The organism is Ochrobactrum sp. RH2CCR150, from assembly GCA_014138095.1.
GTDB lineage: Bacteria > Pseudomonadota > Alphaproteobacteria > Rhizobiales > Rhizobiaceae > Brucella > Brucella gambitense.
The window spans coordinates 1-12,171 of the sequence record JACGXE010000030.1; the positions used below are offsets into that span (position 1 = coordinate 1).

Genomic DNA, 12,171 nt, shown 5'->3' on the forward strand with positions numbered 1-12,171 from the left:
CCCGCACAAGGCTTTAGGATATCAATCTCCACGAGAGTTCCTGAGCCGAAATGCTCAATCCTGAAAATGTCCGGTTTTTATGGGGCAACTCCACAGACCAGCTGGACGGGCTATGCCGAAATGGGGCTGAATGGCAGCAGCAATTTCAGCATCAAGGTCGGCGATGATCTGGTTACATGGCGTCAGGCCCTGTATGTGGACCGCGCAACGGGCAATGTTGCTATCGGAGCCAATGCACCGCTGACGCGCCTTGACGTGGATGGGCCGATCCGTCCGGTGTCCTATTCCAAAATCAACCTGCCTCAGGCATCGAATTAAGGCACCGGTGCGATGGTCTATGTAACGGATGCCTCCGCTGGCGCGCAGCTCGCTTATTCCGACGGCACTTCGTGGCGCAGCGTCAGGACAGGCGTTGCGATATCCTGAGCACAAAAATCTGGGTTATCTGTTTGGAAAATGGGATTTTTTCCGGACAGATTGTCTTTTTCAGACGCATTTATGCCGCAGCTGCGTTTTAACTGCCTGAAACATGTTCGTTTAATATAAGCAGGCTCAATTAAGATGGTTCGCTTTGCGGACTCATGCTAACGATTGGGGAAATGCGAGGGGCTTCATTGTTGGTTAGGGTAAGGAATTTTTGCCGCCGACAATGTGGGTAATTGTTTGGCTCTGTTTTGAGAGCAGGATAATGCGCGTATGAGTTTTAGATATCCATGGCAAAGGCTGGCGCTTTTGCCACGAATTACCAAGCAAATTATATTGATGCTGAGCGATTGCGTTCTGCTTCTGCTGAGCGCGTATCTGGCGTTTGTCATCCGTCTGGGCTTTGTTTTCACGCCCAGCAAGGCGCAGCTTTTTCTGATTATGATTGCGCCTGTTTTGACCGTCCCGGTCTTCATTCGGTTCGGGCTTTATCGCGCGATCATCCGCTATCTGGCCGAACGCGCTATCTGGCCGATCTTTCAGGCAACTGCCGTGGCGGCGCTTTTCTGGGTGGCGCTCGTTTTCCTGATGGAGCTTTACGGCAATGCCGGTCTGCCGCGCTCCGTGCCGCTGCTCTATTGGCTTTTGAGCACCGTGCTGATCACGGCCAGCCGCTTCGGCGCGAAGTGGCTGCTGCGCAATGCCGAAACGGGTCGCACTTTTACCAGTTCAGCGCTGATCGTTGGCGTTGGAGAACCCGCGCGCCAGCTCGCAACAGCGTTGCGCAGCCATAGCGATACGATGGTCGTTGGTTTTATCGATCCTGACGGACAACTCAGGGGGATGGACATCATTGGCCTGCGGGTCTATGGCGCTGAAGAAATCCCCGGCCTCATCGAAAATTACGGCGTCAAGCAGGTTCTGGTTTCAGAACCGTCGCTCGACCAGAAGCAGAGGCAGGATTTTGCACGCCTGCTTGGCCGGCTACCGGTCAATACGCGCATTCTGCCGCCAATTGCGGATCTCAGCGCAGGTAAATATCTGGTTTCGGCGCTGCGCAATATCGAGATTGATGACCTTCTCGGTCGTTCGCCAGTACCGCCAGACGCGGAACTGCTGCGTGAAGTGGTCGAAGGCCGCCGCATCATGGTCACAGGCGCTGGCGGCTCTATCGGCAGCCAGCTTTGCCGGACAATCGTGCAGTGGAACCCCGAATGTGTGGTGCTTTTTGAATCGAGTGAGTTTGCGCTTTATCAGATCGAGCGCCAGCTGCGTCAGCTTGCTTCGTGCCAGATCGTGCCGGTACTGGGGTCTGTTCGCGACCGCTCCTATGTTGAGCAAGCGCTGCGCGATAATCGCATCGATACGGTTTATCACTGTGCGGCCTATAAGCATGTACCGCTGGTGGAAAAGAACCCGCTGATCGGTATTTGCAACAACGTCTTTGGCACGCAGGATGTCGCGGAGGCGGCACTTGCTACCGATGTCGAACGTATGGTGCTGATCTCATCGGACAAGGCCGTTCGCCCGACCAATGTCATGGGCGCGACAAAGCGCTGGGCCGAGCTCGTCGTCTATTATTATGGACTACTGGCTGCACAGGCTGGCAAGGAAAAGGCGTTCTATTCGGTCCGTTTCGGCAATGTGCTTGGATCGAACGGTTCGGTTGTGCCGCTTTTCCGCGAGCAGATCGCCAATGGTGGACCCATCACGCTAACTCATGAGGACATGACACGTTATTTCATGTCGATCAAGGAAGCGGCGGAACTGATCGTCCAGTCTGGTGCGATTGCCGAATCCGGCGACACCGTATTGCTCGAAATGGGCGAGCCGGTCAAAATCCGCGATCTGGCCGAAAACATGATCTTGCTCGCCGGACTAACTGTGCGCAATGCGGAAAATCCTGCGGGCGATATCGCCATTGAAGTGACGGGCATACGTGAAGGCGAGAAGATGTATGAGGAGCTCTTCTACGATCCTTCGCAGGCGCAATCCACACGGCACCCGAAGATCATGCGCGCTCCAAAGGGCAACAAGGCCGCCGTTAACGTGCCTGAAAGCCTTCAGCGCCTCCATGCTGCCATGGAGAGTGGCGATGTGGACGCTGTTCGCAAGATACTGTTCAGCGTCATAGCTTCCTGAAACGTCCACGAAAGTCCAGAAGCAACACTAGTGTAGCCACCACCGCGACCAGCAGGAAAGCCACGCGCGTGATGAGATGGTCAAGCGCCAGCAGCGCGATGGCGCAGGCAATCAGGATGAGATTGAGCAGCGCCACATGGCCGACAACCTTCAAGACGCTCCAGCCTGCGCGTTTGGCGACCTGATAAGCATGTTTCGAGTGGGCTTTCAGGATATTCTCGCTTTGGCTGAGACGCATGATAATGGTCGAGCCCGCATCAAGGATATAATAAAGCGGCAAAATCAACGCCACGACGATGTGAGTCTCGCGCGCCAGAAGAAGCAGGGCAGTCCCGGTGATGAGCCCGAGCGGCAAGCTTCCCGAATCGCCGAGGAAAACGCGGGCAGGGGGACGGTTGAAGCATGCAAAGCCAAGCAAGCCACCCGCGGTTGCTGCGCTCAGTCCTCCACTTTCCATGCCCGCAAGGCCAAGCGCTGCCAGCAGAGCGATACCCGCAAGCGGCAAACCCAATCCGGCGACGGTCATCAGATCCAGACCGTCCATGAAGTTCGTGACATTGATGGCGATAAGAAGCGCAAATACGATCAACGCAGCTTCCAGCCAATGGGGAAGCACATCCTGTAAAAGCCGGAAGTCAGGTCCCAGGCCATAAAGGACAAAGCAGCCAGCCAAAAGCTGAGATCCGAGCCGAATGATCTCGGAAAGCTCATAACGATCATCCAGCCCGCCCACAATCCACAGCAGGGTCGATGCACCGATGAGACAGAGCAGCAGCCTGTTGGTAAGTTCGAGATCAGCCCCGAAAATCAGCAAAGTCGCCAGCGTCGCCGGTATCAGAGCCAGACCGCCAATCTGCCTGGCTGCAACGGTGTGATTGGACCGCGAATTCATGCGCGCTGCCAAAAACGTCGCCGGCAGAAGGCGGGAAAGGATCACAAGACCCAGAACGCACAGAGCCGCACTGAATGGAAAAGAGATTGCTAAAAAAAGCATAAGGATACCGACGAAAAATGAAGCTGATAACAGGGATTATCAGCTTTGTTGGTCCGCGCAAATACCTGCTTTCATTGACGGGAGAAGAAGCGAGCTGATTGAGTGATTATGACGCTCGAACTGGTAGCTTGCGCATCGCCGTTGATTTCGCGATTTGGCGATTGCGCTTGCCAAATGAAGCGGCTATAAGGCCGCGCAGCCGATTGCTTCGGTTTGATTTGTTGGGGCGTAGCCAAGCGGTAAGGCACCGGTTTTTGGTACCGGCATTCCCTGGTTCGAATCCAGGCGCCCCAGCCAATATGCAATATATGTTTTTCCTCTTTTCCTCTAAATTTAGCTCACTAGAGCTTCTTGGCGTGCTCGCTCAAGAAAGATATCGCTAGGCTGACGCCACGCACATTTCGGAACCTACTCAATTGTTGCAACGACGGGTTGCGAATGCGCTTGATTGCGGAGGATGCCTGCCTCTCTTGCAATGACGTTATGGTTTCATCTACCTGTGAGCAAGCCGCTTGGAAACGCTTGTGGTCATCAGCATGGGTCTGTAGAATTATCGCGGTTTTAATATCCCAAGCAGGCGAGGTTTGCCGCCGGTGCTTAACTGTCTGGGTCTTGGGCGGAGCCAGGCGCCCACATCGCGCGGTTTAGCAAAGCTGCTCGCATCACCTACAGCAGAGATCAGGGTCGTCGCATTGAGTACACCTTCACCAGGGATAGACGTCGGTCTGCGCATAGTCGCATCATTGCGAGTCCGTGCACAATTGTGCGTTCAGGCATTCGGCGCGAAGCACACATTCCTCGTCAGCATTCGAGGTTCTCTTTTTGACGAGCGATCGCTACTCTGCTCAACGGCGGAGAGGCGAATGTTTTTGAAAAATGTCTTTGAGGAAGAACCTTTGTGCCAGCGTTGGGAGCGGTGGCGGCTATGCTGTTTTGTTTCTGGATCTGGAAAAAAATTGAATTGCCGAGTCCAACCTTGCTATCGTCGGGCCGGTTCGCTTAATTAGACCTTAATAAAGGGTGGCGATATGGTCTTGTTGAATTTAGTTCTGTTGGTGGTGGCAAATATAATCGTCATTATTAGTGTAGCGGATTTTTTTTTGCAGTTATTCTCAATAATTGACCTGTACACGCTTTGAGTTACACAATCTCATAAAGTTACGAGCGACAAAATGAATGTTATTACCGAATTACAAAATACCGCGCCGCTCCAATATAACGAAAACTTACAGTACATCAGAGCTTTCGCAGCTATATCTGTGATGCTGTATCACGCAGCTCATTATGTCCGCGCGCACTTAGGTGCTGGGCTTTATGATGTTTTTCATCACTTCATGGGGCTTTATGGAGTGGCAATATTTTTTGCGCTCTCCGGATACCTTATGGCGGAACTATCTAGGAGGCAAAATCCGACTATTTTTTTGACTGCGCGAATTATAAGAATATATCCAGTCCTCATGCTGGCGACCATGTTTGCAGTTTTAAGTGACCCTTTCAGAGTTGGGGAAAAATTCGATTGGATATCAATTACACTTATTCCTGCTGGGCACATATTTTATTCGTTGAATGTTGAGTGGACGCTAGTTCATGAAATGTTTTTTTACATGGTTGTCTTTGGGTTCATTTACTTAAAAATTGAAAAATTTCTCCCGATTTTTGGCGTTTTTTGGATTGTTGTGTTGATTGCACGATACGGCAATCCGATGCCAAGGATAGGTCAAGCTAATATATCCGAGATATTTTATTTGACGGCAAACGCTGGGTTTTCCGCTGGATTAATTATCCCTGCCATTGTCAGACGCATTCCTAAGATGCCATTATTTCTCGTTATAGTATTTCTAATTAGTATCCCTATAACTTTTTGGGTGCCAGCATATTATGCGCGGATCAGTTCTGGAATAGGTTCAGCATTTTTAGTTGCTGCGGCATTACAGTATCCAACGCCTATTTTTAACGGCATTACTGCTCGCGTATTTAAAAAACTCGGGGATTGGAGTTATGCAATGTATCTAATCCACGTTCCTGTGATCCTGATAATAGTTCGGCAAGTACCAGTGCAAGCTTGGCCAGAAGCGACATACCTATTAAGTGTTGTAGCCTCGACACTCGCATCAATTGCTCTCGGTAAAGCTGACATTAAAATTCATCACTATACAAGGAATGCAGTGCGGGGGATGGATACAGACCTAATAAACAGGCGCGTCGTTGCGTTCGTTTTGGCGTATCTGGCGTTATCAATAGTTTGGTTGACATGATCAGTTTTTAGTAAGCGGTGCATCGAGCCTATTTGCTGGAAATGCCGGTGGTGGAAGGACATGGGCGACGCTCTCCACGCTCATCCAAACCGCCAAGATGAATGAAATCGATCCAATGGCGTGGCTGACACAAACGCTCGAGCGCATCGCCGCAAGTTGGCCAGCGAGCGACATCGACGCATTGATGCCCTGGAACTTCAACAAGTAACGGCCGCACGTCACCGCTTACAGTTTTTAATTATGCTGGTGCAAAAAATGTATTGTCGTCGCGCCACCCCATCTGTTCTCAAAATGACCTCTGCCTGATACCGCGGAGATAGTAAATTTCCCGGCCGTTCCTGTGGCTCCGGTTAAAGTACTCGTGGTAAACTTCACGATCCTCCCAAATTTGCTCTATGTGCAGATGTGATAATTGTACGCCTCCCGATATCGGCAAATTAGCACTAACTAATTGGAGGTATGGCAATCATGACACAACATAGGATGTTTCATCCTTTGTATCATTGACTAGCCACTTTTGGCTGCTATGAGTGCCCTTAATTTGTCGTAATTCTGGTACTACGCGGGGCTACAATTTTTTATGTTAAGGTACATCAAGTCCACACTATTTTTTCTTCGGGGCAACATTGCCGCATACCGCGCTTGGAAAAATGCGAAAATCATTCGAAATGACCACTTTTTTGATGAAGTTTGGTATTTTGAGACGTATCCAGATGTCAAGGCATCTGGTGTCAGCGCAGCTTCTCATTATCTACAATTTGGGGGCCTCGAAGGTCGCGATCCTGGCCCTGGCTTTAGTTCTTTGGGCTATTTGGATGCAAATCCCGATGTTGCAACGACTGGGGCGAACCCCCTGCTTCACTATATTATGTGGGGTAGGAGTGAAGGGCGTAGTTACGCGCCCGTTCAAAATACCGAGGCAACTAGCGTTGCGGCTCAGGACCCGACCCCAGTCGAAGAGCTAGAGCCGCAGATCGTACAAAATCGGTATCGTCTCGTTATAGATTCAATCTCACCATCACATATTAGAGGTTGGTGCGTCGATGAAGCGAACATCTCGACGGTTGTCAAATTGACGCTACTAATTAATGATTCTGTTTTCGGTGATTACTTGTCTGACAATGCCAGAAGCGACCTTCAGGCAAAGGGAATATCTTCTGGATTGGGCGGCTTTAATATCGATAACCCAATACATCTTATGGGGGAAGGCTCCTATCAGATTTGCTTCCAGTTTCCAGACGGAAGCCGATCAGATGAGGTAGTGCTAAAGAATGAAGAACGTCGGCGGTCGTATAGCATCCATCCCGATGATCTCGTGCGCAACGGAATTACTATAATCGTTCCTGTTTACAATGCACCAGGCGATTTGGAGATATGCATAGATCGACTTCTCAGGTGGACACCAGAATACGCCAAGATTCTTATCATTGATGACAAATCGCCAGACCCAGAAATAGGAATTATTCTGGACAGACACAAAAACAATGCGCGCGTCACCATACTTCGCAACGAAGCAAACTTAGGTTTTACGAAAACGTCAAACAGAGGGATTTTGGAAGCCGGCAGAGACGACGTGATACTGCTCAACTCCGATGCCAGAGTCACCCCCGGTTGGCTTGACGGTCTGCTTATGGCTGCGGCATCGTCGCCGCGCGTTGCGACAGTGACACCAATGTCCGATAGGGCTGGTGCATTTTCAGCTCCAAAGATTGGCAACGATAACGAATTGCCGGTGGGAGTGGACGAGATTGCATTCGCCAAATCATTTAGAAGAACTAGTTCTGGTGTTTACCCTGTAGTTCCCACAGGCAATGGCTTTTGTTTGTTTATCCGAAGAGCATGCATCGATGAAATCGGCAATTTAGATGCTGAAGCGTTTCCCCGTGGTTACGGTGAGGAAAACGACTTTTGTATGCGTGCACTCCATGCTGGTTGGAAACATATTATTGACGATAGAACCTATGTATTCCATGATCGGTCCAAGAGTTTCGGAGAAAATAAACACCAGTTGCTAGAAGAAGGAGCTGCGGTACTTAGCGAACGCTACCCCGAATACAAATCGGCCATCGCTGTTTTTGGTTCCAGCGAGAAAATCCGTATCGCCAGATTCAACGGTTATATCGCGCAAAAAAAGAGCTTGACTGGCCAGATTTCCTTACCGCGAGTCATGTTTGTAATTTCGACTACAACTGGCGGCACACCTCAGACCAACAGGGATCTAGTTACTGGTGTCAACGGGTCTATAGATGCTTGGCTCCTTCGCTGTGACCGCAAGATTATCGAATTAAGCCATTTGGTGGATGGTGAATTCAAAGTGGTTCGCTCGCACCGACTTCAAACCGCGGTTAGCCCAGTATCTCATTTCTCAGCAGAGTATGATGCTGTAGTCTTCGGATGGCTTTTCGAATTTGATATTGATTTGGTTCACATCCGCCACCTTGCGTGGCATAGCCTTTCATTGCCAACATTAGCGAAGAAGTTGGGTCGTAAGACAATTACCTCGTTTCACGATTACTACGCGATATCGCCAACAATTAAGCTTCTTGACGACAAAGGTAAATTCCTCGGAGAGAATTTTACAACGGCAGGGTCCGCCAATCGCGAATCCCTGTGGCATAGTGATGCAATGCCGTTACCAACGGGAACCTGGCTAGACACGTGGCGCAGAAAGTTTGCGAAAGCGCTGTCTGCCTCGGATGCCTTCGTCACTACATCGTCCCATGCCCGAGCGCTAATTCTTGATAAAATGCCAGAGCTTGACGGCGATAAGTTTTTCGTAATCCCTCATGGACGGGATTTCCGAGAGTTTCTGAATATTAGCCAAAATGCGCAGCACGACGCCCCTATCCGAATATTGGTCCCTGGCAATATAAACACTGCTAAAGGCCTAGATGTAATTTACAACCTTCTCGACAAGGATACAGATGGCAAGATTGAATTTCATGTTCTCGGCGGAATTCAAGATCATCTGGGTAGGTCTCATCCAAGACTGGTCAACCACGGTCGTTATGCGAGAGAGTCATTCGCAGCAAAAGCGGCCGAGATAAAACCACATATCGGCGCTGTTTTTTCCATTTGGGATGAAACTTACTGCCACACACTCACGGAACTTTGGAGTGTCGGTTTACCTTCAATTGTATTCGATTTTCCGACTCTCGCAGAACGCGTGATGGATAGCGGTTGCGGGTGGGTATTGCCTCATTTTGATATCGACAATCTTTATGCCGAAATTATCCGAGTAACGCTTGACCAATCAGAACAGCAAAAGGTTCGAACGGCCCTTGCGAGGTGGCAGGCTGGAGACGGCAAGGCCAATACCGTGAGGGTAATGGCATCGAAGTACTATGATATATACCGCGATGTGTTAAATAACAAACAACTTTCAGTACATTCTGAACGTTCAAAGCGCGTCGCTGTAGTGTGCCCAAGTGCGCCAAATTTAAACATTGCTAATGCTTCTACCTATATACGTGTTTGGGAGAGAACCCAGAACACTTTGGATCGATCGCTGCTTTACATTCGCATGTTACCAGAAACGTTGTTGGCGGCAGCCAATTGCGGAGTAATTGATGCAGCCATTATCCAGCGAACCGCAATCCCCCCGGAAACGACGGAAAGTGTGATTGATGCGTTGAGGTCGGCTTGCATTCCGTTCACCTATGATATTGACGATGACCTACTCGGTCATGCTCAACGTTCCGACAGTGCGATAAACTATGAGAAATATAAGGCTCCTATAGAAGCACTGTTGCGGTCCGCGAGCGTAGTGACAGTATCAACCGAACAGCTGTCCAATATTTATGACGGCATAGCCGGAAGGATTGAAATAGTTCCCAACATGCTTAGCAGCAATCTCTGGAACGCAGCCCCGTTGCCTCGCCGCAACGACGGTTTTATTCGAGCATTGTACATGGGTACACCAACCCATGATGCCGACCTTGAAATGATATTGCCAGCACTTGCAAATATCAGCAGCTTGTATCCGAAATTTAGGCTAACCGTAGTTGGCATAAGTCAGAACGCTGATCTGAGCCGCCAGATACCTTGGATCGAGCAGATTGAGCCGCCCTCCAGAATAAAGCCATACATTAGATTTGTTCCTTGGTTGCGCGAAATTGCTTCGCGGTGTGATTTCGCCATAGCGCCGTTAGTCGACAATCATTTCAATCGATGCAAAAGCGATCTGAAGGTACTAGAATATTCCGCTTTGGGCTTACCCATTGTCGCGTCTGATTTGCCGCAGTATCGGATTGAAGCCCCATTTCTCACTCTTGTAGAAAGCAACCAACAATCATGGGAAAAAGCACTTGATCACGTGATTCGAGCCGGTGTACGCAACAAACAAACCGAAGCCCAACAACGAAATTGGGCTCTAACCCAGCGTATGTTGGCGCCGACACTGCCAAGTTTTGATGCATTGATCGCCAAGCCGATCTGGGAAGCTACACCGAAATAGATTGGAACCTCAATAATGCTTGGTGAATTCTCGTTCTAACGATTTTGCTAATATGCTCGGCGCACAGACCGTGATGTTTGGCGTTCTGGTCGAGGGGCTTGCCGAAAAGGGTCATATAGATCGCCAGCGTTTCATCTAGGGAATATAAGAAGCGATGGCTCTTTATGGCGATACTTTTGGTGAGGACTGACCTGCTCCCCTTGATGTCCGCGACTATGAGTTAGTTCTGTTCAGGTTTGAGGTGCACCCCGAATTTGGAGGCGAAGCATAAGTAAGAATGCGAGTTCGAAGAACGATAGAAAGAGTTTTGAGATATTTGCAACCGCCTTCTAAGGATGGTTTGAATCACAAACCAGCGGAATTGCAAAACAATTTCGACTCATTCAAACAGTGAAAATAACCCGATACAAACTTAAGGACTGAACATATGAAGCTGGCGATGATCGGAACGGGCTATGTGGGTCTGGTTTCGGGCGTGTGTTTTGCCGAATTCGGCTTTCACGTAACCTGCGTCGACAAGAACCCGTCGATCATCGAACGGCTTGAGGTGGGCAAGGTCACGATTTTCGAGCCGGGTCTCGATGAACTGCTGACGCGCAACATCCGTGATGGACGGCTGGACTTCAGCACTGATCTTGCATCAAGTGTTGCCGATGCGGATGTGATTTTCATTGCGGTGGGCACACCGTCCCGGCGCGGCGACGGCGAGGCCGACCTGCAATATATCGAAGCGGCAGCCGACGAAATTGCTGCGGCGATGAAGCCGGGCGCTGTGGTTGTCATCAAGTCCACGGTCGTCGTCGGCACAAATGCGCGCATCCGCGACCGCATTGCCGCAGCGCGCCCGGGTGTGGCGTTCTCCATGGTTTCCAACCCTGAATTCCTGCGCGAAGGCTCGGCTATTGAGGATTTCATGCGGCCGGACCGCGTTGTGGTCGGCGTAGAGGACGAGAGCGGCAAAGCTGCGATGCAACGTCTCTATCGTCCGCTCTATCTGCGTGAAACGCCGATGGTCGTGACATCACTCGAAAATGCCGAGATCATCAAATACGCAGCCAATGCCTTTCTTGCCATGAAGGTGACCTTCATCAATCAGGTCGCGGATCTGTGCGAGAAGACTGGCGGCAACGTGCAGGAAGTCGCGCGCGCCATCGGTATGGATAACCGCATCGGTTCGAAATTCCTGCATGCTGGCCCGGGCTTCGGCGGCTCTTGCTTCCCGAAGGATACACGCGCCTTTGCCGCGACCGGTAAGCGTTACGACGCCCCGCAGTCGCTGATCGAGGAAGTGATTTCCATCAACGAAATGCGCAAGCAGTCGATGGCGGAACGCATCGTTTCTGCTGCCAAGGAAAGTGGCACAAAGACGGTCGCGGTGCTCGGTATCGCGTTCAAGCCGAACACCGATGATATTCGCGAGTCTCCGGCATTGGACATTGTGAGCGCGATCCAGAAGGCCGGGATTTCAGTGCGCGCACACGATCCGGAAGCCATGGATGCAGCCAAGGCTGTTCTGCCGGGTGTGATCTGGTGCAACTCGGCCTATGAGGCGGCAGAAGGCGCTGGCGTGGTCGCGCTTCTGACCGAATGGAACGCCTATCGGGCGCTCGATCTCAAGCGCGTTGCAAAAGCCATGGCTGGAAAAGTTCTGATCGACCTGCGCAATGTCTACAAGGCGGAAGATATCGCAGGCACCGGCCTCGATTATCGTTCGGTGGGACGTAACTCAAAGCCACGCTGATCGCAATCGGATATAACGTGCAGATTGCCTTGCATAATCCCGATGGCGTCATCAGCCCGCCATTGTGACGTGCCCCCGTTAAATTAAGCCATTCAGAACTGGAATTTTCCACTTATGATCCCTTATCCGGGAGAAGGAGAGTTCCATGAAGGCATCGAAG

Annotated in this window: 6 protein-coding genes, 1 tRNA gene and 2 pseudogenes; 7 read left to right on the forward strand and 2 right to left on the reverse strand. The window is 50.6% G+C overall.

What is annotated here, in order from left to right; all coding sequences use genetic code 11:
• Positions 1-93 precede the first annotated feature (93 nt).
• Both FHW03_RS25685 and FHW03_RS25690 read left to right on the forward strand, forming a co-directional pair.
• Positions 94-426, forward strand: a pseudogene (locus FHW03_RS25685) (DUF2793 domain-containing protein); the annotation flags it as partial.
• A 270-nt stretch (positions 427-696) separates the two neighbouring features.
• Positions 697-2,565 (forward strand): nucleoside-diphosphate sugar epimerase/dehydratase, encoded by a 1,869-nt coding sequence (locus FHW03_RS25690; RefSeq protein WP_182523243.1) that lies wholly within the window; start codon positions 697-699, stop codon positions 2,563-2,565.
• Here FHW03_RS25690 and FHW03_RS25695 read toward each other — a convergent pair.
• Positions 2,552-3,559, reverse strand: coding sequence for a glycosyltransferase family 4 protein (locus FHW03_RS25695; protein WP_182523244.1), 1,008 nt, complete (start codon positions 3,557-3,559; stop codon positions 2,552-2,554). The genes FHW03_RS25690 and FHW03_RS25695 overlap by 14 nt on opposite strands.
• Positions 3,560-3,781: 222 nt before the next feature.
• Between FHW03_RS25695 and FHW03_RS25700 the strand changes: the two genes are divergently transcribed.
• Positions 3,782-3,856, forward strand: a tRNA-Gln gene (locus FHW03_RS25700).
• 253 nt (positions 3,857-4,109) lie between these two features.
• Here the strand turns inward: FHW03_RS25700 and FHW03_RS25705 are convergent.
• Positions 4,110-4,292: a transposase gene (locus tag FHW03_RS25705; protein ID WP_377515772.1), complete on the reverse strand. Its 183-nt coding sequence runs from the start codon at positions 4,290-4,292 to the stop codon at positions 4,110-4,112.
• 439 nt (positions 4,293-4,731) lie between these two features.
• Here FHW03_RS25705 and FHW03_RS25710 point away from each other — a divergent pair, with 439 nt between their 5' ends.
• From FHW03_RS25710 to FHW03_RS25725, 4 genes and pseudogenes are all read left to right on the forward strand, one after another.
• A complete protein-coding gene (locus FHW03_RS25710) occupies positions 4,732-5,814 on the forward strand; it encodes an acyltransferase (protein ID WP_182523245.1) in 1,083 nt (360 codons plus the stop codon).
• A gap of 22 nt (positions 5,815-5,836) precedes the next feature.
• A pseudogene (locus FHW03_RS25715) lies at positions 5,837-6,022 on the forward strand (transposase domain-containing protein); the annotation flags it as partial.
• 372 nt (positions 6,023-6,394) lie between these two features.
• Entirely contained in the window at positions 6,395-10,270 is a 3,876-nt protein-coding gene (locus FHW03_RS25720) for a glycosyltransferase (protein ID WP_182523246.1), read from the forward strand.
• Positions 10,271-10,697: 427 nt separating this feature from the next.
• Entirely contained in the window at positions 10,698-12,011 is a 1,314-nt protein-coding gene (locus FHW03_RS25725; protein ID WP_182523247.1) for a UDP-glucose/GDP-mannose dehydrogenase family protein, read from the forward strand.
• Positions 12,012-12,171: the final 160 nt, after the last annotated feature.